Annotated in this window: 21 protein-coding genes; 11 read left to right on the top strand and 10 right to left on the bottom strand. The window is 68.4% G+C overall.

All coding sequences use genetic code 11. The features are described from left to right. Positions 1-27: 27 nt before the first annotated feature. Positions 28-669, bottom strand: a complete 642-nt coding sequence (locus G0A00_RS09290; protein WP_164184084.1) for a MarR family winged helix-turn-helix transcriptional regulator — start codon at positions 667-669, stop codon at positions 28-30. 188 nt (positions 670-857) lie between these two features. On the opposite strand from G0A00_RS09290, the gene G0A00_RS09285 reads away from it, so the two are divergent. Further along, positions 858-2,384, top strand: a complete 1,527-nt coding sequence (locus tag G0A00_RS09285; RefSeq protein WP_235953219.1) for an MDR family MFS transporter — start codon at positions 858-860, stop codon at positions 2,382-2,384. A 16-nt stretch (positions 2,385-2,400) separates the two neighbouring features. On the opposite strand, the gene G0A00_RS09280 is transcribed toward G0A00_RS09285, so the two are convergent. From G0A00_RS09280 to G0A00_RS26500, 8 genes are all read right to left on the bottom strand, one after another. After that, a complete protein-coding gene (locus G0A00_RS09280; protein ID WP_164184086.1) occupies positions 2,401-3,360 on the bottom strand; it encodes an isopenicillin N synthase family oxygenase in 960 nt (319 codons plus the stop codon). 405 nt (positions 3,361-3,765) lie between these two features. Further along, entirely contained in the window at positions 3,766-5,031 is a 1,266-nt protein-coding gene (locus G0A00_RS09275) for a glycerate kinase (RefSeq protein WP_164184087.1), read from the bottom strand. After that, positions 5,028-6,746: a hypothetical protein gene (locus tag G0A00_RS09270; RefSeq protein ID WP_164184089.1), complete on the bottom strand. Its 1,719-nt coding sequence runs from the start codon at positions 6,744-6,746 to the stop codon at positions 5,028-5,030. The genes G0A00_RS09275 and G0A00_RS09270 overlap by 4 nt, the downstream gene beginning before the upstream one ends. Before the next feature lie 157 nt (positions 6,747-6,903). Next, positions 6,904-7,377 (bottom strand): lipocalin family protein, encoded by a 474-nt coding sequence (locus tag G0A00_RS09265; RefSeq protein WP_164184091.1) that lies wholly within the window; start codon positions 7,375-7,377, stop codon positions 6,904-6,906. A gap of 83 nt (positions 7,378-7,460) precedes the next feature. Further along, positions 7,461-8,177 carry an RlmE family RNA methyltransferase gene (locus G0A00_RS09260; protein WP_066106176.1) on the bottom strand — a complete coding sequence of 239 codons (717 nt, stop codon included), beginning with the start codon at positions 8,175-8,177 and terminating at the stop codon, positions 7,461-7,463. Between the two features lie 89 nt (positions 8,178-8,266). Continuing rightward, positions 8,267-9,379 (bottom strand): Ppx/GppA phosphatase family protein, encoded by a 1,113-nt coding sequence (locus tag G0A00_RS09255; protein ID WP_066106173.1) that lies wholly within the window; start codon positions 9,377-9,379, stop codon positions 8,267-8,269. Between the two features lie 31 nt (positions 9,380-9,410). Further along, positions 9,411-9,722, bottom strand: a complete 312-nt coding sequence (locus G0A00_RS26505; RefSeq protein ID WP_235953221.1) for a hypothetical protein — start codon at positions 9,720-9,722, stop codon at positions 9,411-9,413. 153 nt (positions 9,723-9,875) lie between these two features. Beyond that, the gene (locus G0A00_RS26500; RefSeq protein ID WP_235953222.1) at positions 9,876-10,145 is read right to left on the bottom strand and encodes a sulfotransferase family 2 domain-containing protein; all 270 of its coding nucleotides are present in this window, start codon (positions 10,143-10,145) and stop codon (positions 9,876-9,878) included. 150 nt (positions 10,146-10,295) lie between these two features. On the opposite strand from G0A00_RS26500, the gene G0A00_RS09245 reads away from it, so the two are divergent. From G0A00_RS09245 to G0A00_RS09230, 4 genes are read left to right on the top strand one after another with little or no spacing between them, the layout of a single operon-like run. Beyond that, the gene (locus tag G0A00_RS09245) at positions 10,296-10,610 is read left to right on the top strand and encodes a virulence factor (protein WP_164184093.1); all 315 of its coding nucleotides are present in this window, start codon (positions 10,296-10,298) and stop codon (positions 10,608-10,610) included. After that, complete coding sequence (locus G0A00_RS09240) at positions 10,610-11,530, top strand: methylenetetrahydrofolate reductase (RefSeq protein WP_164184095.1); 921 nt, start codon at positions 10,610-10,612, stop codon at positions 11,528-11,530. The genes G0A00_RS09245 and G0A00_RS09240 overlap by 1 nt, the downstream gene beginning before the upstream one ends. A 38-nt stretch (positions 11,531-11,568) precedes the next feature. Continuing rightward, a complete protein-coding gene (locus G0A00_RS09235; RefSeq protein WP_066106162.1) occupies positions 11,569-12,219 on the top strand; it encodes an HAD family phosphatase in 651 nt (216 codons plus the stop codon). Between the two features lie 25 nt (positions 12,220-12,244). Beyond that, on the top strand, positions 12,245-13,294 hold the full coding sequence (locus tag G0A00_RS09230) for a dihydropteroate synthase (RefSeq protein ID WP_164184096.1): 1,050 nt from the start codon (positions 12,245-12,247) through the stop codon (positions 13,292-13,294). A gap of 204 nt (positions 13,295-13,498) precedes the next feature. Here the strand turns inward: G0A00_RS09230 and G0A00_RS09225 are convergent, their stop codons facing one another. Continuing rightward, positions 13,499-14,374: a helix-turn-helix domain-containing protein gene (locus G0A00_RS09225; protein ID WP_164184098.1), complete on the bottom strand. Its 876-nt coding sequence runs from the start codon at positions 14,372-14,374 to the stop codon at positions 13,499-13,501. Positions 14,375-14,540: 166 nt separating this feature from the next. Here G0A00_RS09225 and G0A00_RS09220 point away from each other — a divergent pair, with 166 nt between their 5' ends. Genes G0A00_RS09220 through G0A00_RS09195 form a run of 6 tightly spaced genes read left to right on the top strand, consistent with a single transcriptional unit; the run spans position 14,541 to position 20,545 of the window. After that, the gene (locus tag G0A00_RS09220; protein WP_164184100.1) at positions 14,541-15,755 is read left to right on the top strand and encodes an amino acid ABC transporter substrate-binding protein; all 1,215 of its coding nucleotides are present in this window, start codon (positions 14,541-14,543) and stop codon (positions 15,753-15,755) included. A gap of 56 nt (positions 15,756-15,811) precedes the next feature. Further along, on the top strand, positions 15,812-16,684 hold the full coding sequence (locus G0A00_RS09215) for a branched-chain amino acid ABC transporter permease (protein WP_164184102.1): 873 nt from the start codon (positions 15,812-15,814) through the stop codon (positions 16,682-16,684). A gap of 4 nt (positions 16,685-16,688) precedes the next feature. After that, complete coding sequence (locus tag G0A00_RS09210) at positions 16,689-17,627, top strand: branched-chain amino acid ABC transporter permease (protein ID WP_164184104.1); 939 nt, start codon at positions 16,689-16,691, stop codon at positions 17,625-17,627. Then, positions 17,624-18,352 (top strand): ABC transporter ATP-binding protein, encoded by a 729-nt coding sequence (locus tag G0A00_RS09205; protein ID WP_164184106.1) that lies wholly within the window; start codon positions 17,624-17,626, stop codon positions 18,350-18,352. The genes G0A00_RS09210 and G0A00_RS09205 overlap by 4 nt, the downstream gene beginning before the upstream one ends. Beyond that, entirely contained in the window at positions 18,345-19,079 is a 735-nt protein-coding gene (locus tag G0A00_RS09200) for an ABC transporter ATP-binding protein (RefSeq protein ID WP_164184108.1), read from the top strand. The genes G0A00_RS09205 and G0A00_RS09200 overlap by 8 nt, the downstream gene beginning before the upstream one ends. 17 nt (positions 19,080-19,096) lie before the next feature. Continuing rightward, positions 19,097-20,545, top strand: a complete 1,449-nt coding sequence (locus tag G0A00_RS09195; protein WP_164184110.1) for an aldehyde dehydrogenase — start codon at positions 19,097-19,099, stop codon at positions 20,543-20,545. Positions 20,546-20,558: the final 13 nt, after the last annotated feature.

Below are 20,558 nucleotides of genomic sequence, written 5' to 3'. Positions count from 1 at the left end.
GTGAAGACAATCCGCCGTTCTGCGCGGTCACGCCTCGGGCGGTTCCGGCAGTTCGGCAAGCGCCGCGCGAAGATCGGCGATCCGCTCCGCGACCGGCGCGCTGTGCTGCCCGGCGCGGTCCGACCACGCGCTGAACCGGTCCAGCAGCGGCAGGAAAAGCGCGATCTCCCCCGGGTCCCAGTCCTTGAGAAAACTTCCCAGAACCAGAAACTTGTAGCTGCGCACCGCCGAGACGATCTCGGCGCCCGATGTGGTCAGTTCCAGCACCGTGCGGCGCGCGTCCTTCTGGCTGACCGCGCGGCGCACCAGCCCCATGCGGATCAGATCCGAAGCGATGCGGCTGGCGCGCGAGGGGTCGATCCGCAGCCGCGCCGCCACGGTCGATACCATTGTTTCCTCGCCGCGCGCGTCTTCGAATTCGCCCTCGGGCGCGCGCACCGCCAGCAGCACGTCAAGCTGAGCAAGGTCGATCGACAGCCCCAGATCGGCCAGCGCCCGTTCGCCCAATTCACGTTTCATCACCCGCCGCCGCCACTTCTGCAGCGCGACGTCGATGTCGATCGCCGCCTGCGCCGAGGCATCGTCGATCCCCGCGCGGCGAAGATGATCCCTGATCCGGGCGTCTTTGTCGGGCAAGGTCAGGCCCTCCGGATTACGTGCTGTTGACATGTATTTGCTCTTGTCACATATATGCCCTCGACAGCTACCAATCGCAAGGTGCCCCGCCGTGGCCGGTCCGAAGGGACCCGAGCCGGACCGGCGCGCGGCGCCTTACGTGTGTATGCCCTCTGCCTGCCCCGACTGCAGACTGCCCAGACTACTGCCGATCCTGACCGCCGCCACCGAGGAGCCCCCGCATGACCCATCGCGCCGACCCGCTGGACAGCCCCGAGCCCATGGCTCCCGCCCGCTCCGACACCGATCCGGCGGTGATCCGGCTGGCGCTGATCGCCGTGGCCTCGACGCTGCTCTTTGCCTCGCTGGGGCAGACCATCGTGTCCACCGCGATGCCCACCATGGTGGCCGATCTGGGCGGGATGGAGCATATCACATGGGTGATCACCGCCTATCTGATGGCCTCGACCATTGGCGCGCCGATCGCGGGCAAACTGTCGGATCTGTTTGGGCGCAAGGCGGTGCTGCAGACCGGCATCGGCGTCTTCCTCGTGGGCGCGGTGCTCTGCGGCTTTGCCACAAGCATGAGCATGGTCATCGCCGGGCGGCTGGTGCAGGGCGCCGGGGCGGGCACGCTGATCGTCACCTCCATGGCGGTGGTCGGCGATCTGGTGCCCGCGCGGCAGCGCGGACAGGCGCAGGGCCTGATGGGCGCGGCCTTCGGCATCTCGACGGTGGTCGGCCCGCTGCTCGGCGGCTTCATCGTGCAGCACTGGTCGTGGCACTGGATTTTCTTCGTCAACTTCCCCGTCGGCGCGCTGGCCTTCGTCGTGCTGGGCATCGCCCTGCCGAGCCGCACCGACCACAGCCACAAGCCCATCGACTATCTCGGTGCGCTGCTGCTGACCACGCTGCTGGCAAGCGCCGTGCTGATCTCCAACATGGGCGGCAGCGTGCTGGCGTGGAGCCATCCGGGCGTGCTGGCGCTGGCGGCGCTCTGCCTTGCGGCGCTGGTCGGCTTCATCGCGGTGGAGCGCCGTGCGCCCGAGCCGATCCTGCCGCTCTCGCTGTTCCGCAACAACGCCTTTCTGGTGGTCAACTCCATGGGCTTTCTGGTGGGCATGGCGATGTTCGGCACGATCACCTTCCTGCCGCTCTTCCTGCAGGTGGCCAAGGGCATCTCGCCCACCCAGTCGGGGCTTTTCCTTGTGCCGATGATGGGCGGGCTGCTGGCCGCCTCGATCGGTGCCGGGCGGGTGATGTCGAAGACGGGCCGTTACAAGGCGCTGCCGGTGGCCGCGACGGCGCTGCTGGCGCTGGCGATGCTGACGATGACGCAGGTCTCGGGCGAGACGCCGCTCTGGCGCATCGCGCTGAGCATGGTCGGCGTCGGGCTCGGCCTCGGGCCGGTGTTCAGCGTTGGCGTGGCGGCGATCCAGAACTCGATCCCACGCAGCATGATCGGCATCGGCACCGCCAGCGCCAATATGTTCCGGCTGATCGGCGGCTCGATCGGCACCGCCGCCTTTGGCGCGATCTTCGGCCTTGGGCTTGCGCGCAATCTCGACGGAGCCCTGCCCGAAGGCGCAAGCGGCGGCATCCGCAGCATGAGCGCCGAGATGATCGCAGGACTGCCGCCCGAGCAGCAGGCGCAGATCATCGACGGCTTCAGCGCGGCGCTGCATCCGGTGTTCTGGATTGCGTCTTGCGGTGGTCTGCTGGCCTGCGCCATTGGCCTGATGCTGCGCGAACGCCCGCTCGAGGACTGAGCCCCTCCGCAAAAGATCAGGACGCGATGTCGCGCGCCCTGTCCTCTTCCAGCAGCTCCTGCTCCTGCGGGTGTTGCGCGCCGATGCTCTCGAGCCGCGAGCGCAGGTAGTCGGCGGCCATCACCGGAGGGTAGACCGGCGTGCCGGTGCCGGGTAGCGCGGCGATCATGCTCTCGGGGTTCGGATCGAGGAAGAAGGCTACCGACTGCCGGCGCCGCGCGGGCGGCAGCACGCGGTGGGTGGTCGAGACATAGATGTCATTGGTCCAGCGCATCAGGCAATCGCCGATATTGACGATCAGCGCCCCCGGCAACTGCGGCACATCCATCCAGTGCCCGCCGCGCGGCAGCACCTGCAGCCCCGGCTCGCCATCGGTGGCCAGCAGCGTCAGCGCGCCATAGTCCGTATGCGCCGCCGCCCCATGCTCATCGGCGGCCCCGGTGCCGGGCGGGTAGCTCAGCAGCCGCAGCGTCGCCATCGGCTGGGTGAAATGCGGCGCGAAGAACTCCGGCGGCTGGCCGAGATCCATGGCGATCGCCTCATGCAGCTTTATCCCCAGCGACAGCATATGGCCGTAGCAGGCCAGCATCGCCTCGCGGAAGCCCGGCAGATCGGGCCAGAGATTGCTGCCGCGAAACGGCTCTCCGGCCAGAACCCTCGGGTCGTTTTCCGGCAGGTCGAGCCCGACATTGAACGCCTCTTTGCGGTCGGGACGTCCGGCGCCCCCGGCCTGCTCCGAGCCGATCCGCGCCCAGCCCCGGTTGCGCGCATTGCCGGTGATCGACAGCGGCGCTTTCAGCGCTTCGGGCATGTCGAAGAACGCCGCGGCGCGGTCGAAAACGGCGGGCAAAAGCTCGGGCGGCAGCGGCGGATTGGCGAGAAGGAAGAACCCATCCTCGCGGCAGGCCTGCCCCAGCGCGAAGGCAAAGCCCTCGGGATCGTCGGTCAGATCGTCATAATCGAGCACGGGGATCATCGCTGCATTCCCTCCGTGGATCGGCTCACCTGAAGGCGCGGACCAAGGGCCAGCGCGGTTCAGGCAATTCTCCACCATCCTGAAGGCTTCGCAAGCGGTTTGAGCGCCCGGCCCGTGCGCAATGGCACCGAACCGCGCATGGATGAGGGCACGAGGCCCCTCTTCAGCGTCCCTGTGCGGCCCGTCAGCCGCGCAAACGGCGCATCATATGTGCCAAAAGCCCGTTTGGCGCGGGCAGGAAGCAGCAGATCAGCACGAAGCGCAGAGGATTGATAACCATCATGGCGTGATGTCCCCAGAATGCAGCAGCGCCGGCGCGACCCTCGTGCCGGTCGCGGTAAATCTGCCGCCTCGCCGTCACGGATTCGTGACGCCGCCATGACGTTGCAGTGACGCTCTGGGCGCTCAGATCTTTATGAGGATGGCGCGGAAATCATTCACATTGGTGCCCGTCGGCCCCGGCACGAAGAGATCGCCCAAAAGATCGAAGGCCCCCCAAGCATCGTTGCGCGACAGCGCGGCCATGGCATCGCCGCCCGCCGCACGCAGCCGCGCGGCGCTGCCGCCATCGGCGAAGGCGCCAGCGTTGTCCTCGCTGCCGTCGATGCCGTCGGTGTCCGCCGCCAGCGCGTGGATCCCCGGCAGACCGTCGATCGCATGGGCAAAGGACAGCAGAAACTCGGTGTTGCGCCCGCCGCGTCCGCCGCTGCCGCGCAGGGTGACCGTGGTCTCACCGCCCGAGAGCATCACCACCGGCGCGGTGAAGGGCCGCCCGTGCAGCACCACCTCGCGCGCCATCGCCGCATGCACCCGGCCCACGTCGCGCGCCTCGCCCTCCATTGCGTCCGACAAGATCACCGCTGGCACGCCCTCGGCTTCGGCGCGGGCCGCCGCCGCCTCGAGCGACAGCCGCGCCGAGGCTACCACATGCACCTCGTTGCGGGCGAAACAGGCATCCTCGGGCTTTGGCCCCGCCGCAGCGGGGCTGCGGATATGCGCAAGGATGTTGTCGGGCAGCGCGATGTTCCACGCCTCGATCATCGCCAGCGCCGCCGCCGCATCCACCGTGTCGGGCACGGTCGGACCCGAGGCCACCTGCGCCGGATCATCCCCCGGCACGTCCGAAACGATCAGGCTGACCACTTTCGCCGGTGCGCAGGCCGCCGCGAGCCGCCCGCCCTTGATGCCGCTGGCGTGTTTGCGAATGGCGTTCATCACGCCGATCGGCGCGCCCGACGCCAGCAGCGCGCGGTTGAGCGCCTGCTCGTCCTCCAGCGTCAGCCCGTCGGGCGGCGACGGCAGCAGCGCCGAGCCCCCGCCGCAGACCAGCGCCACCACCAGATCCTTTTCGGTGAGCCCCTCGACCGCCTTGAACAGCGCCGCACTGGCCTCGAGCCCCGCCGCATCGGGCACCGGGTGCGAGGCCTCCATCACCTTGAGCTGCGCGCAGGGCGCGGCATAGCCGTAGCGGGTGACGATGACGCCCTCGAGCGGCCCGTCCCAGAGCGCCTCGAACGCCTGCGCCAGCTGTGCCGCCCCTTTGCCGAGGCCGATCACCACCGTGCGCCCCTCGGGCTTTGCGGGCAATGCCGTGCGCAGCGCCTGTTCCGGGTCCGCTGCCGCGACAGCCGCCTCGAACAGGCCCCTGAGAAAGCGCGTCTCTTCGTTCATTCCGGGCTCCTCCGCCGTGTCGTGTCTGTCTCGGGCCAGGCGCTGATCCGCACCGCATGCGCCCGAGGCTCTCCTCCCTCCGGCAGCGACAGATCCGCCTCCACCGCCGCAATGGCGCCGCCTGCGGCGCGCACGTGATCCTGCACCGCGCCAAGCGCGGAGACCAGAGCCTCCTGCGCGCCGGTTCCCAGCCCCAGTTCCTGCCCCAGATCGCGCCGCGCCCGCGGCGACAGCGGCAAAAGCGCACTTACGCGGCCCCCGCCAGGGCGCGACAGCCGCAGCAGATAGCCAAAAGACGGGCCCGAGCGCAGATCCAGTGTCACCGCCGCGCCGGTCTCATCCCCCGCCTGCGCCGCCCCCACACCCAGCACCGCCCGCGCCTCGGGACCATCCACGGTGACCGGTGCCTCTTCGCCCGGGCGCGGCATGAGCGGCGGCTCGCCGCCGGGCCGCAGCGTGCCGATCTCGATCACCGCATGCAGCGCCTCGAGCGCCGGTTTGAGCCCGGCCAGCGGGATCACCCCGTCCTGCATCAGCGCCTCGGAGCGGCTGCGGGTCATCTCGGCCCGGTTCAGCGCCAACAGCGCCAGCGGCATGCCGATGCGCTGCCGTGCCTGCGCCGCCGCAAGCCCGGCCCGGCCCCATACGCCGCCTAAGCCCCCCGCACCGCTGCGGACCACCGCCAGCGACAGCACCGCCTCGCCGGTCATCATCTCGGCAAACACCCGCGCCAGCCGCCCGTCCTCGCTGTTCAGCAGCCCGGCACAATCGACCGGGTTGGACGCGGCCACCCCCGCCTGCAGATCGCGTGAGAGCGCCTCGCGCTGCAGATCGCTCAGCGCGGCAAAGCGCAGCCCGCTGCGCCGCCCGACGGCGTCGATCTGCGCCGCCAGCCCGGGTGCGCAGGCCATGGCCGAGAGCGCATTCGCAGGCAGCGGGCCTACCATATGCAGGATCCACAGTGCCTCGACCAAAGCCTTCGGCCCGCCCACATGCGCCGCCCCGGCGCGCCGCAGCAGCGCCTTGCGACCCGGCCCAAGCCCGGTGCTGAGAAAGATCAACGCCTTGCCATGCTGCTGCGCGACACGGCCAAGATCCACCAGCGCCGCCGGATCGCCAAGGGTCTCGGTCTGCACCGCCAGCGCGGTCACCCGCTCGTCGGCCAGAAGCCGCGGCGCAAGGCTGTGAAGCGCGGTCGTTCCCCCGCGCGACATTGGCAAAACATAGGAAAGCGGCAGGCCCCGCGCGCGCGCCAGCACCCGCTCCGCCTGCTCGGGAGCGTCGCAGAGCAGCGCCACGCCCCGGCGCATCTGCGCCTGTTGTTCCGCGCCGGGCCAGAGCGCCACGCGCTCGGCGGGGATCAGCAAGCCGCCGGGAAACACCGGCAGCGGCGGCGCCTCGGGTGCGGCAGCCAGATGCGGGCAGACGGCAGCCCCCGCCCCTTTGGCCGCCAATTCCGCAAGGACCGCGCCGAGCGCCCCGTCCCGCAACGCGACAAAGGCCAGATCCGGTGCCTGCGGCAGCACTGCGATACCTGCAAAGCCGCGCACCCCGGCCACCGCTGCGCCCGCGTCCTGCGCATCCGTCGGCACCGGCCAGATCGTCCAGGGATAGCCCTGCGCGCGCAGCGCCTCGATCACCGGCGCAAGCTCTGCGACGGGGCCGATCAGCGAAATCGAGCGCGGGGCGAATATGCGGCTGTCGTGCTGGGTCATGCGGCCTTACCGGTGTCTTACCCCACCGATTTCATATGAAAACGCAGCGGGTTGCGAGCGGAAAACGAGCGCAGATCACAGGTTGTTCATGGGCTGCGGGTGTTTCGGTCACATCTCCGGCATAGCGCTGCCGCGACCATCCCGCAGGGCGCAGCCCTCAGCCGCCCGCCATGCGCGACAGATCGTAGCCATACCACGTCAGGATCTCGCGCGCCGCCGTGCGCCGCTCGCCGGGGCGGCCGGTCCGGTCCATGATCCAAACCCGTCCGCCCGCGGGATCGCCAAGCGCCGCGGTTCGGTCGTCAGCGTCGATCCAATGCACCCAAAGCGTCTCTCCCGCGACCTGCAGGCGGCCCGGCGCCTCTTCCTGCAGCGGCAGCGCGACGCCATCGATGCGCATTTCAGAGCCCGACACCTCGATCCGCGCTCCAGGCGCCATCCCGGCCCCTTCGGTCACCGTCCAGCCGCCCTGCAGCCGCTCCAGCCGCGCATCGGCCTGCGAGCCCACGGGGGCGGTCGGATTGCGCAGGGGAATCTCCACCGGCGGCGGCGGCGCCTTGGCAGCGCAGGCCACCACAAGCGCCAGCGCGGGCAGCGCGGCAAACTTCCGTATCAGCTTTTGGGTGGGCATTGCGGTACGCTCCCGAGGTTTCGTCCGCCAGCCTCTCGCAGCCCGCCCGCAGGCGCAAGCCGCGGCAGGATGCTGCGCGCGCCTCAGCCCCGGAACCCGGTGGCGACGACGAATTTCTCGGAGGAATCCGACCGGCTTGCCGGCGGCTTGACGTTGGCGACCTTGTCGAAACGCTGTTTGAGAAGTTGCTGCAGCGAGCCCTCGGCCCCGCCCGCCAGCACTTTGGCGACAAAGGTGCCGCCCTCGTCGAGCACGTCGAACGCCAGATAGGCCGCCGCCTCGCAAAGCGCGATGATCCGCAGGTGGTCGGTCTGCTTGTGGCCCGAAGACGACGCCGCCATGTCGGACATGACCACATCGGCCTTGCCGCCGAGCCATTCCTTGACCTTGTCGTCGGCGCCATCTTCCATGAAGTCGAGCTGGTGGATCTCGGCGCCTGCGATGGGCGTCACCTCCTGCAGGTCGACCCCCAGCACGGTGCCCACGGCCTTGCCCTTCTTCTCGCCAAGCGCGTTGACCCGCGGCACCGCCACCTGACACCAGCCGCCGGGGGCGCAGCCCAGATCGACCACCCGCGCGCCGGGCACGAGGAAGCGGTATTTCTCATCCAACTCGAGGATCTTGAACGCCGCCCGGCCGCGATAGCCCTCGGTCTGCGCGCGTTTCACATAAGGGTCGTTGAGCTGGCGCTGCAGCCAGCGGGTCGAGCTGAGCTTGCGGCCACGCGCGGATTTCACCTGGACCTTGAGGTCCCGCTGGCCGCGCCCCGATGTGTTCTTGCCGTCAGGTTTCTTCGCCATCGTCCCGCTCTTCGTCTAGATGCAAATATCCCGGGGGAGTCCGCGTCAGCGGACGGGGGCAGCGCCCCCTGCCGGAGTTTCAGCCACCCCTATAACGGCCCGTCTTCCAGAACGCCATCCACCGACATCTGCGCATAAAGCAGCCCCTCGCGCAGCCCGCGGTCGGCCACCGACAGCCGGTCGGTGGGCCAGATGCGCAACAGCGCCTGCAGGATCGCCGCGCCCGACATGATCAGCGCCTGCCGGTCCTGCCCGATGCGCGGATCGCGCCGCCGCCCGGCCGGGCCCAGTTCGAGATATTTGCGGATCACCGCCTCGATCTGATCCGAAGACATGCGCAGCCCGTCGACCTTGGTGCGATCATACCGGCGCAGCCCCAGATGCGAGGCCGCCACCGTGGTCACCGTGCCCGAGGTGCCGATGATCTGAAAACCCTCGCGGCTCTGCGCGTCCTTGTAAGGCGCGAATTCCGAAAGGTTTTCTTCAAAGAACCAACTCATCAGCGCGTAGCGCGCCGCGTCGTCCTGCACGTCGTTGAACTGATCGCGCAACGTCGCGACCCCCAGCGGCACGGAAATCCAGTCGACCACTTTCGCGGCGGGAAACGGGCTTTCGGGCGGGTGGAACCCCGAGTGCAGCCGCATGATCGCGCGCGGACGGTCGCGGTGCGGCACCGACGACAGGTCGATCCACACCAGTTCCGTCGAGCCGCCGCCAATGTCCACCACCAGCAGCTGCTCGGTGCGGGTCGAGACCAGCGGCGCGCAGGAGATCACCGCCAGCCGGGCTTCTTCCTCGGGCTGGATGATCTCCATTTCAAGGCCGGTCTCGCGCTTGATCTGGCGGATGAACTCGCGCGAGTTCTTCGCCCGCCGGCAGGCCTCTGTGGCCACCAAGCGCATGCGCGACACCTCATGGCGTCGAATCTTCTGCTGGCAGACCCGCAGGGCCGCCACCGTCCGCCCCATCGAAGCACGGGACAAACGGCCGCTCCGCTCGAGCCCATGCCCAAGCTGGACGGATTTGGAAAACGAGTCGACCACATGAAACTGGCTGCCCTTGGGTTGGGCAATCAGCATGCGACAACTGTTCGTACCCAGATCCAGCGCCGCATACAGCGCATTCGGATCGGGTTTGTTCGGCGCGGGGCTCTCGACCGGTTTCGGGAAAGCGCCCGCACCTCTGGGACGCCTTGGCGCCATGTTCTGCGCCTTTCCGTATATGTAGTTGTATTCAGGATACGCGGCGCAAAGACGAGGCGCAAGAGAACCTTCCGCCCGGTTTGAACGGGTTGGGGTAGAAGGCGTTCAAATATTCGTACTCTGCCTCGAGGAAGACCCCCAGCGCCTGCAGCGTCTGCGGCTGCAGGCTTTCGGGATCGAGCGGCGCGGCGCTGCGGTTCTCGCGCGGCATCACCACATTCTCTCCGCTGCGCTTGGCCAGATCGGCGGCAAGCTGCGGAAATTCGGCGGTGGTATAGACCCTGTCATATGCATCGAGGTCGGGGCCAAGGAACAGCCATGCGGGCAGCACGTGGTGTTTCACGCTCGAGGCGCTGTCGCGATACGCGGCGAGGTTCTGGAAAAAGAAATCCGGGTCCGGATCCAGCGGCAGCCCCTCCTCCGCGCGCCGCAGCCGCCGGGAATTGTGAAGCTCGCGCAGATCGACGACACGGTTGGTGTAGACCGACAGAAGCCGCTACAGCGGCTCGCGCACAACGCAAAAGCGCCAATGATCCGCGACCTTCTCCCAGCGGTGCGGGCGGAAGCGGCGGGTGGGATAGATCGCGTGCCAGCTGTTCACGTCGCGCTCGGCCTCGGGCGGCAGGCTCGCCTGCGGGTCGATCTGCGCCAGCGCTGCCTTGACCGTCGAACAGCCAGCCTTCGGCAGCGCCATATAGGCGATCTTGTGGGTTTCCACCGCAATGACCATAAGGCGCCGCCCCAACTGCCGAACAAACACCGACAAGCCTACCGTCCCATCCAGCCCGCGGCAACGCGGCATCGGGTTTGGCCCGGCCCTGCCTGTCGCTCACGGCCGCTACGCGGTCGAAAACCGACCATGGCACGCGCCTGCCCACCCCTAGACTGAAGTTCAGGCACAAGGGAGCCCAGCGGCATGACCGAGATGACCATCCTTTATTGGCGCGATATTCCCGCGCAGGTGATCGCGGGCACCGGTCGGCGCGCCGAGAAATGCGTGCTGCCGCCGCGGTTCGAGGCGGCCATCGACCGCGCCGCGATGAAAAGCGGGGCCAGCGGCACCGACGCCTATCTCGCCGCGTGGCGCCGCGCCTTCGCCGAAGGCACAGCCGCGCAGAGCGCCGCTGCGCTGGCCGCGCGGCTCGATCACGAGTATGACCCCGAGCGCCTGCGCGCGCTCGTCGAGCGCGGCGGCTGGTCCGCGCAGCCCGCCGATGTGAAAGGACCCTGATGACCCTGCTGAGCTTCCGCAAGTCCCGTGCCGCCGCTCCCGTAACGCCGCTCTCTGCCCTCGCGGGCTATTCGATCGAGGTGATGCCGCGCACCGCCGCCGCGATCCCCGATTTCCGCGCCCTGCTGCCCGAGGGCACCCGCGTCTATATCGCCCATATCGACGGCACGCCGATCGAGGACATGGTGGCCACCGCCGCCCGGCTCGCAGCGCAGGGCTTTGCCGTGATGCCGCATTTCCCCGCCCGCTCGATCCCCGATGCCGCGACCCTCGCCGACTGGATCGCCCGCTATCAGGGCGAGGCGGGCGTCACCGAAGGGCTGATCCTCGCCGGCGGCATCCCCGAGCCGCGCGGCACGTTCCACAGCTCGATGCAGCTGCTCGAGACCGGGGTCTTCGACCGCGCAGGCTTCACCCGGCTGCATGTGGCGGGCCATCCCGAGGGCAGCCGCGACATCGACCCCGACGGCTCGGACCGCGCAGTGATGCAGGCGCTGCGCTGGAAGCAAGACTTCGCACAGCGCAGCGATGCGCAGATGGCGCTGGTCACGCAGTTTGCCTTTGATGCCGCGCCGATCCTCGCATGGGGCCGCCGCCTGCGCGACGAGGGCATCGATCTGCCGGTGCATCTGGGCATCGCCGGGCCTGCGAAACTTCAGACGCTGATCCGCTTCGCCGTCACCTGCGGCGTCGGCCCGTCGCTCAAGGTGCTGCAGAAACGCGCCCGCGACGTCAGCAAGCTGATGCTGCCCTACGAGCCCAACGATCTGATCGCCGAGATCACCCGCGCCCGCGCCGCCGAGCCCGATCTGCCCATCGCGCAGTTGCATCTCTTCCCGCTGGGGGGCATCCCTGCGGCTGCGGCATGGGCGGCCCGGCATGGGGGCGCCGCCGCGCAACCGGCCGCGCGGGCAGTCTGAGCCAGCGGCCCCCACCGCAGGCAAAGGGCATACACCGCATGATCCGCGCACTTCTCTTCGATCTCGACGGCACGCTGCTGCACTCCGATCCGCTGCATTTCGAGGTCTTCGCCGATCTTTTCGCCGAACGCGGGCGCGAGCTGACCGAGGCGGGCTACCTGTCGGACATCCACGGGCGGCACAATCTCGAGAGCTTTCCCGAGCTGTTTCCCGGCGAGGACGCGCAGGCGCTGTCGAACCACAAAGAAGCGCGCTTCCGGGACAAGCTGGGCGATGGCCATGCGCCGATGCCGGGCGCCGAGGCGCTGATGCTGCGGGCCAAGGCGCAGGGCTGGCGCATCGCCGTGGTGACCAATGCCCCGCGCGACAATGCCGAGGCGATGCTCGGTGCCACCGGGCTGCGCGCCTTCGCCGAGACGCTGGTGATCGGCGACGAATGCGCCCGCGCCAAACCCGACCCCGAGCCCTATGCCGTGGCCATGCGCGCCTTTGGCGTGCCGCCGCAGGAATGCATCGCCTTCGAGGACAGCCCCTCGGGCATGCGCGCCGCCGCCGCTTCGGGCGCGCACACCGTGGGCATCCTGTCGTCCGGCCTGAGCGCCGACCAGCTGCGCGCCGCGGGCGCGCAGACCGTGATCCGCGATTACACCGACCCGGCCCTCGAGGAGTTGCTCGCACGGCTGGAATAGCATTCGACCAGGGAGGAGGCCCTACATGACTCGCACCGTTCTGGAATCCCGGACCCGCACCGTGACCATCGGCTTTGATGAGCCGTTCTGCGTCATCGGCGAAAGGATCAACCCCACCGGCCGCAAGAAGCTGGCGGCAGAACTGGAGGCCGGGGATTTCTCCACCGTCGAGGCCGACGCGCTGGCGCAGGTGGCGGCGGGGGCGATGGTGCTCGATGTGAACGCGGGCGTGGTCTACAACTCCAACCCCGATCCGAACCAGACCGAACCGCCGCTGATGCGCAGCCTGATCGAATTGGTGCAGGATCTGGTGGATGTGCCGCTCTGCATCGACAGCTCGGTGCCCGGCGCGCTGGAGGCAGGTCTGGCGGCGGCGCAGGGCCGCCCCCTGCTGAACTCGGTCACCGGCGAGGAAGAGCGGCTCGAGCGCGTGCTGCCGCTGGTGAAGAAATACAACGTGCCGGTGGTGGCGATCTCCAACGATGACACCGGCATTTCGGAAGACCCCGAAATACGCTTTGCCGTGGCGAAAAAGATCGTCGAGCGCGCGGCGGATTACGGCATCCCGGCGCATGACATCGTGGTCGATCCGCTGGTCATGCCGGTGGGCGCCATGGCCACGGCGGGCCAGCAGGTCTTTGCGCTGGTGCGGCGGCTGCGCGAAGAGCTTGGGGTGAACACCACCTGCGGCGCGTCGAACATCTCCTTCGGTCTGCCCAACCGCCACGGCATCAACACCGCCTTCCTGCCCATGGCGATCGGCGCGGGCATGACCTCGGCGATCATGAACCCCGTCGCCCTGCCGGTGACGCAGGCGAAGATCGCTGCGAAGAAGGCCGAGGTCGCCGCCGCGGGCATCACCCTGCCCGAGATCGACGACGAAAGCTTCGTGCGGCTCTTCGGGCTGGGCGCGATGAAGGCCGGTCCCGGCGCCGAGATGATCGCGATCCGTGCGGCGAATTTCCTCGTGAACCAAGACCCGCACGGCGCGGCATGGATCGCCATGAACAAGGGCGAAGACAGCGGTGCCGAGTCCCGTGGCGGGCGGCGCGGCGGACGGCGGCGGCGGGCCTGATCCCTGATCCTTCGCGATGAGGGACGCGCCCGAGCCTGGGTGGGCGCTTTGCACCGCATGTGCAAGGCGCTTTATCCCTCCAGCCCGGACGCGGGGTGAGCTGAGACTGAGATCGCAAATGCGCCAGCCCGCCGGGACGGGCAGGCGCTCGCCCGGCGGCCTTCGGCCTTGATTCCTGGCAGATGGCGCTCTGTTCAATCGGTGTCACGGCCACGCCGCATAGGACGTGGACGGCGCGCTGCGCCGCGCCGCGCGGCGTCGGAACCGGCTCGGAGGAACGCCCTCCATCCGTTTGAAAAACCTGTTGAAATAGGCCGGGTCCGAAAACCCGAGCCGGAACCCCACCTGCGCCACCTGCAGGCCGGAGTTGGTCAGCAGTTCCGCCGCCTCGCGGTGCAGCGCCTCATGCAGCCAGACCTGCGGCGCGCGCCCGGTGGCGCGGCGCACCGCATCCGAAAGCCGGTCGCGCGAGACCCCCAGCGCGGCGGCATAGTCTCCCACCTGCCAGTGCTCGCGCAGATGCAGCCCGGCCAGTTGCACGAAGCCCTGCACGAGGCCGCCGGTGGCCACATCGGGGCGCTGCCGCCCCGCCTTCACCCCGCGCCAAAGCTGGATCAGCAGCAGCGACAGGATGTGGCCCGCCATCATCTCGGCCCCCGGCGCGCCGCCGGTCAGTTCTTCGCGCAGTTCCGCCAGCCGCCGCAGGATCTGCGCGCGCTCCGGCCCGACCGGCACCGACAGATCGCCGCGCAGCACTTGGCTCAACTCGTCGCCAAAGGCCGAGGCGGGCAGCACCCGCGCCAGCGCGCCCTTGCTGAGCTGCAGCATCTCGCCGCGACTGCCCGGAGACAGCCGCAGCGCCCCCGCCCGCCCCGGCGCCAGCCAGACGAAGCGCGGCGATTCCACCGCCATGTCGCGCGCCGCGCCCTCGACCCGCGCGCGCCCGGCCTCAAGCAGCAGCAGGCAGGCGCTTTCCTCGCGCAGACCGTAAGTGGTTTCCGCCAGCGGGCTGCGGATTTCATGCGCGGTAATGCCGTGATGCGTGGCCTGCCGCAGCGGGTAAGTTTTCATCATGCTCATGATTTGGGCGCGCTTTGGTCCTTATGCGTGCAATTCTTCCCCGCACCAGTGCATTTTATCAATGTTTTTTTCAGATACCTTCTTCGTCACCCGTCACAGGACGCCTCGAGGAGGGGGACGCGTGTGGCGCAATCGGATGCTGCAAATGCATCAACGGGAGGACTGCATGTTACACAACACGAGGCGCGCCGTGCTGCGCGCGTTGCCGCTTGCCATGGTCTCGGCGCTGGCGCTCAGCGCCCCGCTGGCGGCACAGGAAGACCCTGTCACCATCGGCTATGCCGTGTCGAAATCCGGCCCCAGCGCCACCGGCGCGGGCATCACCACCATCCCCAATTACGAGCTTTGGGTGAGCGAGGTGAATGCCGCAGGCGGGCTCGAGATGCCCGACGGCAGCCGCCGCCCCATCGAAGTGATCGAATATGACGACCGCTCCAGCGCCGAAGACCTCGTGCGCGCCATCGAACGGCTTGCCACGCAGGACAAGGTCGATCTGATCCTGCCGCCCTGGGGTACCGGCGGCAATCTTGCCATCGCGCCGCTGATGGACCGTTTCGGCTATCCGCAACTGGCCGTCACCTCGGTGACCGACAAGGCGCCCGAGTTTGCCAAGCGCTGGGACCGCTCGTTCTGGATGCTGGGCGGCGGGCATGACTACGCCACCGCGCTGGTCGAGACGCTGGCCGCCGCCAAGGAGGCCGGGACGATCAACGACAAGGTCGCGATGATCTCGGTCGCCGACGGCTTTGGCATCGATCTGGTGAAGGCCGCGCGCCCGGCGTTTGAGGAGGCCGGGTTCGAGCTGGTCTACGACGAGAGCTACCCGCTCGGCACCTCCGATTTTGCCGCGATTCTCAACGAGGTGCAGGGCTCGGGCGCTGACAGTTTTGTCGCCTTCTCCTACCCGCCGGGCAGCTTTGGCGTGACCAAACAGGCGATCACCACCGGCTTTAATCCCAAGGTGTTTTACATCGGCGTCGGCGGCGCCTTCCCGATCTACGGCAAGATCACCGAAGGCAAGCAAGAGGGCGTGATGTCCATCGGCGGCGTCGATGCCTCCAGCCCCGCCATTCAGGAGTATTTCGCCAAGCACACCGAAGCCAAGGGCGCCCCGCCCGACAGCTGGGCGAGCGCGATCACCTATGCCTCGCTGGAGATGCTGGAAGAGGCGGTGAAGCGCGTCGGCCTCGACCATGAGGCGCTGGCGCAAGAGCTTTCCACCGGCAGCTTCGAGACGGTGATCGGCGAGGTGAAGCTGGAAGACAACCAGCTGCGCAAGCTGTGGTGGGTCGGCCAGTGGCAGGGCGAGCACTTCGTCGCCGTGAGCCCCGCTGACCAGACCGGCGCAGCCGCCCCGGTCATCCCGAAACCCGAATGGTAATCGGCGGTGGCGGGCCCTGCGCCCGCCCTGCCCCAACCCTCTAGCAGGGACGATAAATGTTTCTTTCCACGCTCTTTCTCGGGCTGGTGCTGGGCGGCACCTATGCGCTTCTGGCGCTAGGTCTGTCGCTGCAATACGGCATCGCCCGGATCATGAACCTCGCCTATGGCGAGTTCATGCTGCTCGCCTGTTTCGCGGTGACGATGATGTTCACCAGCTGGGGTCTTGGCCCGCTCTGGGGGCTGCTGGTCGTCGTGCCGCTGGGCTATGCGCTTGGCTGGATCATCCACGCGGTGATGATGCGCCCGCTGATCAACCGCTCGGGCGGCGGCGGGCGGCTTGAGGTCGACACCATTCTGGCCACCTTCGGCCTGCTCTTCGTCGTGCAGGGGCTGATGCTGATCACCTTTGGCAGCGATTTCACCTCCTACAGCTATCTCGACCAAGGCGTCGGCATCCTTGGCACCACCATCGCCGCCAACCGGCTGATCGCCTTCGCGGTGTCGCTGATCATCGGCTTTGGCCTTTACGCCCTGATGATCCGCACCCGCTGGGGCCGCGCGCTGCGTGCGGTGGCGCTTGCCCCGGCCTCGGCCTATCTCGTCGGCATAGACGTCAACAAGCTGGGACGGCAGGGCTTTGCCCTTGGCGGCGCGCTGGCCGCTGCCGGTGGCGCGCTCATCTCGATGTTCCAGACCTTTTCGGCCACCGATGGCGTGGTCTTCACCATGAAGGCGCTGATCGTCGTCATCATGGGCGGCGTCGGCAACATCCTCGGCGCGCTCATCGCGGGTCTGCTGCTGGGGCTGGCCGAGACCTTCGTGGCCGCCTTCATCGATCCGGGCCTGACGCTGGCCGCAACCTACACATTGTTCCTCGCCGTGCTGCTCTGGCGGCCGACGGGGCTGTTCGGCAAGGCGGGGGGTTGAGACGATGCACTATCTGATCGCAACCGTCTGCCTGGGGCTGCTCTTTGCCTTGCCGTTCTGGCTTGGAGACTATGGCACCGGCCTTCTGGTGGGTCTTGCGGGCTATGTGACGCTGGCCACCGCCTGGGCCATGTTCTCGGGACCGACGCGCTATATCTCGCTGGCCACGGTCGCCTTCTTCGGCGTCGGCGCCTACACGGTGGCGGTGCTGAACGAGGTGCTGCCCTACCCTCTGGTGCTGCTCTGCGCCGCCGGGATCGGCGGGATCATGGCGCTGCTGGTGGGCCTGTCGACCCTGCGCCTTGCGGGCATCTACTTCGTCATTTTCACCTTCGGCCTTGCGGAACTGGTGCGCCAGTTGATCACCTGGTTCGAGGTCAATGTGACCGGCACGCTGGGCCGCTACATCTTCCTCGATCTGGAGGCCAAGCACATCTACTGGCAGCTGCTGGCGCTCGGCGCGGCGACGCTGGCGCTCTCGGCATGGATCCGGCGCTCGCGCCTTGGCCTTGCGCTGCGGGTGATCGGCGATGACGAGACCGTGGCGGCGCACTCGGGGATCAATCTCGCGCGGACCAAGCTGGTGCTCTTCGTCGCCTCGTCGGTGATCATCACGCTGGTGGGCGCGATCCAAGCGCCGCGCTGGGTCTATGTGGAACCCTCGATCGTCTTCAACCCGACGGTCAGCTTCCTGACGGTGATCATGGCGCTGCTTGGCGGGGCGACCCGTCTTTGGGGGCCGATCTGTGGCGCGGTGCCGCTGTTCCTGCTCTTCGAATGGCTCTCGGCGCGTTTCCCGGATCACTTCTCGATCCTGCTGGGGCTGATGTTCATGGCGGTTGTCTATGCGCTGCCGAACGGCGTGCTGGCGGCGCTGGAGAAGTTCCGCGGCCCGCGCGGCAACGGCGCGCCGAAAGATGAGCGCAAGGAGGTGAACGCATGAGCGTGCTGCTGGAAACCCAAGGGCTCACCAAGCGGTTCGGCGGGCTGACGGCGGTGAACGAGGTCTCGCTCACAGTCCGGCGCGGCGAGGTTCTGGGGCTGCTGGGGCCGAACGGCTCGGGCAAGACCACGCTGATGAACCTCATCTCGGGCGCGCTGAAACCCACCGAGGGCGCGCTGGTCATCGACGGGCGCGACCACACCGGCGCCCCGCCCCACCGCATCGCGAAAGCGGGCGTGGCGCGGACCTTCCAGCTGGTGAAGATCCTGCCCTCGCTGACGTTGGAAGAGAACGTCATGGTGCCCGCCGCCTTTGGTCCGGACCGGCTCTGGGGGCGCGCGCTGAAGGCGCAGGTGGCCGAATGCCTCGATCTGGTCGGGCTGCACGCCCGCGCCGGGCAGCAGGCGTCGGAACTGACCTACATCGACCAGAAGCGGCTGGAACTGGCGCGCGCGCTGGCCGCCGGGCCCAAGCTGCTGCTGCTCGACGAATGGCTCGCCGGGCTCAATCCAACCGAGTTGCACGAGGGCATCCACCTGATCCGCGAGCTGGAGCGTACCGGCATCACCATCGTCATGGTCGAGCACATCATGGACGCGGTGCGCGCGCTCTGCCCGCGCTGCGCGGTGATGAACTCCGGCACGCTGATCGCCGACGGCCCCACCGACCAAGTCCTGTCGGACCCGCATGTGGTCGCTGCTTATCTGGGAGAAGAGGATGCTTGAGATCGACAACCTGCGTCTGACCTACGGCAAGCACACCGCGCTTGGCGGGGTGAGCATGGCGGTGGACAAGGGCGAATGCGTGGTGATCCTCGGCGCCAATGGCGCGGGGAAATCCTCGCTGCTGAAGGCGGTGGGCGGCGTGGTTCGCCCGGCCTCGGGCACCATCAGCCACGAGGGGCAGGATCTGGCGCAGGTGCCCGCGCATGAAATCGTCGAGCGCGGCATTGCGCTGGTGCCCGAAGGGCGCGGCATCTTCGCCCGGATGAGCGTGGCGGACAATCTCGCGCTCGGCTGCCACCCGGCGCGCGCGCGCAGCGGTGCCGAGGCGCGCCGCCGCGAGGTGCTGGATCTCTTCCCGCGCCTTGCCGAGCGGCAGAAACAGCTTGTCGGCACCATGTCGGGCGGCGAGCAGCAGATGGTCGCCATCGCCCGCGCGCTGATGTCGAACCCCGATCTGCTGCTGCTCGACGAGCCCAGCCTCGGGCTTGCGCCCATCGTCACCAAGGAGGTCTTTGCCGCGCTCGGGCGCATCCGTGAGACCGGGCTGACGCTGCTGATCGTCGAACAGAACGTGCGCGCCAGCCTCGCCCTCGCCACCCGCGGCTACCTGCTGGAAGCCGGGCGCGTGGTCGGTGGCGGCAGCGCCGCAGAGTTGCAGAGCGATCCGGCGGTGCAGCGCGCCTTTCTGGGCGGCACCTCCGAGCCTCTTGAAAACGAATTCATTTAACAAGGAGACAGACAGGCATGGACAGCCTCAACCTGTTTATCGACGGCGAACATGTGCCCGCCGAGGAAGAGCGCCAGTTCGAGCGCGCCAACCCGGTGACGGGCGAGCTGGCCACGCGCGCCGCCGCGGCCAGCAAGGCCGATGCGATCCGCGCCGTGGATGCTGCCGCCGCGGCCTTTCCCGAATGGGCCGCCGTGCCGCCAGGCCAGCGCCGCAAGCTGCTGATCAAAGCCTCGGAAGCGCTGGCGGCGCGCGGTGACGACATCGTCGCTGCGATGAAATCCGAGATCGGCGCAACCGAGGCATGGGCCCGGTTCAACGTCATGCTCGCCGCCGACATGCTGCTGGAAGCGGCCAGCCTGACGACCCAGATCAAGGGCGAGATCGTGCCCTCGAACCGCCCCGGCTCTACCGCCTATGCGGTGCGCCAGCCTGCGGGCGTGGTGCTGGCCATGGCGCCGTGGAATGCGCCGGTGATCCTCGGCGTGCGCTCGATCGCGACGCCGCTGGCCTGCGGCAACACCGTGGTGATGAAGACCTCCGAGCTGTGCCCGCGCACCCATGCGCTGATCCTCGAGGCGGTCTCGGAAGCGGGCCTGCCCAAGGGCGTGGTCAACGCCATCTCGAACGCGCCCGAGGATGCGCCGGAATTGGTCGAGACGCTGATCGCCCACCCCGCCGTGCGCCGGGTGAACTTCACCGGCTCGACCCGCGTGGGCCGGATCGTCGCCGAGTTGTCGGCGCGGCACCTCAAACCCTCGTTGCTGGAACTGGGCGGCAAGGCGCCTTTCATCGTTCTCGATGACGCCGACATCCCCGCCGCCGTCGCCGCCGCGGGCTTTGGCGCCTACATGAACCAAGGCCAGATCTGCATGTCGACCGAGCGCATCATCGTCATGGATGAGATCGCCGACGCCTTCGTTTCGGCTTTTGCCGAAAAGGTCGAAAGCCTTACCGCCGGAGACCCGCGCGAGGGCAAGGCGCCGCTCGGCAGCCTCGTCAACATGGGCGCTGCGGACCGCATCCGCGACCTTATCGAGGACGCCGTGCAGAAGGGCGCGCGGCTGATCGGCGGCGGCGGCTCGGGCACCATCCTGAACGCCGCGGCGCTCGACGGGGTGACCCCGCAGATGCGCCTTTACACCGAAGAGAGCTTTGGCCCCGTCGCCTCGATCATCCGCGTCGGCAGCGTCGACGAGGCGGTGCGCGTGGCGAACGAAAGCGAATTTGGCCTGTCGGCGGCGGTGTTTGGCCGCGATCAGGCCCGCGCCATGGCCGTCGCCCGGCGCATCGAGAGTGGTATTTGCCACGTCAACGGCCCGACGGTTCATGACGAGGCGCAAATGCCCTTCGGCGGCGTGAAAGATTCAGGCTACGGTCGCTTTGGCGGCACGTGGGGAGTCGCCGAGTTCACCGAATTGCGCTGGCTGACGACGCAGGACGGTGATCTGCACTACCCGATCTGATCCGGGGAGGGAT

Source organism: Salipiger sp. PrR002, assembly GCF_010500775.1.
Classification (GTDB): Bacteria; Pseudomonadota; Alphaproteobacteria; order Rhodobacterales; family Rhodobacteraceae; genus Salipiger.
Note: the sequence above shows the minus strand (reverse complement) of the source record. Positions and strands in the feature narration are given on the sequence as shown.

What these genes read in the sequence shown, in the direction of transcription:
- G0A00_RS09205 (WP_164184106.1), top strand. Translation starts at nt 17,624, where the DNA reads ATGAGCGTGCTGCTGGAAACCCAAGGGCTCACCAAGCGGTTCGGCGGG.
- G0A00_RS09225 (WP_164184098.1), bottom strand. Translation starts at nt 14,374, where the DNA reads ATGAGCATGATGAAAACTTACCCGCTGCGGCAGGCCACGCATCACGGC.
- G0A00_RS09270 (WP_164184089.1), bottom strand. Translation starts at nt 6,746, where the DNA reads ATGACCCAGCACGACAGCCGCATATTCGCCCCGCGCTCGATTTCGCTG.
- G0A00_RS09240 (WP_164184095.1), top strand. Translation starts at nt 10,610, where the DNA reads ATGACCCTGCTGAGCTTCCGCAAGTCCCGTGCCGCCGCTCCCGTAACG.
- G0A00_RS09215 (WP_164184102.1), top strand. Translation starts at nt 15,812, where the DNA reads ATGTTTCTTTCCACGCTCTTTCTCGGGCTGGTGCTGGGCGGCACCTAT.
- G0A00_RS09245 (WP_164184093.1), top strand. Translation starts at nt 10,296, where the DNA reads ATGACCGAGATGACCATCCTTTATTGGCGCGATATTCCCGCGCAGGTG.
- G0A00_RS09235 (WP_066106162.1), top strand. Translation starts at nt 11,569, where the DNA reads ATGATCCGCGCACTTCTCTTCGATCTCGACGGCACGCTGCTGCACTCC.
- G0A00_RS09275 (WP_164184087.1), bottom strand. Translation starts at nt 5,031, where the DNA reads ATGAACGAAGAGACGCGCTTTCTCAGGGGCCTGTTCGAGGCGGCTGTC.
- G0A00_RS09260 (WP_066106176.1), bottom strand. Translation starts at nt 8,177, where the DNA reads ATGGCGAAGAAACCTGACGGCAAGAACACATCGGGGCGCGGCCAGCGG.
- G0A00_RS09255 (WP_066106173.1), bottom strand. Translation starts at nt 9,379, where the DNA reads ATGGCGCCAAGGCGTCCCAGAGGTGCGGGCGCTTTCCCGAAACCGGTC.
- G0A00_RS09280 (WP_164184086.1), bottom strand. Translation starts at nt 3,360, where the DNA reads ATGATCCCCGTGCTCGATTATGACGATCTGACCGACGATCCCGAGGGC.
- G0A00_RS09285 (WP_235953219.1), top strand. Translation starts at nt 858, where the DNA reads ATGACCCATCGCGCCGACCCGCTGGACAGCCCCGAGCCCATGGCTCCC.
- G0A00_RS09210 (WP_164184104.1), top strand. Translation starts at nt 16,689, where the DNA reads ATGCACTATCTGATCGCAACCGTCTGCCTGGGGCTGCTCTTTGCCTTG.
- G0A00_RS09230 (WP_164184096.1), top strand. Translation starts at nt 12,245, where the DNA reads ATGACTCGCACCGTTCTGGAATCCCGGACCCGCACCGTGACCATCGGC.
- G0A00_RS09265 (WP_164184091.1), bottom strand. Translation starts at nt 7,377, where the DNA reads ATGCCCACCCAAAAGCTGATACGGAAGTTTGCCGCGCTGCCCGCGCTG.
- G0A00_RS09290 (WP_164184084.1), bottom strand. Translation starts at nt 669, where the DNA reads ATGTCAACAGCACGTAATCCGGAGGGCCTGACCTTGCCCGACAAAGAC.
- G0A00_RS09200 (WP_164184108.1), top strand. Translation starts at nt 18,345, where the DNA reads ATGCTTGAGATCGACAACCTGCGTCTGACCTACGGCAAGCACACCGCG.
- G0A00_RS09220 (WP_164184100.1), top strand. Translation starts at nt 14,541, where the DNA reads ATGTTACACAACACGAGGCGCGCCGTGCTGCGCGCGTTGCCGCTTGCC.
- G0A00_RS09195 (WP_164184110.1), top strand. Translation starts at nt 19,097, where the DNA reads ATGGACAGCCTCAACCTGTTTATCGACGGCGAACATGTGCCCGCCGAG.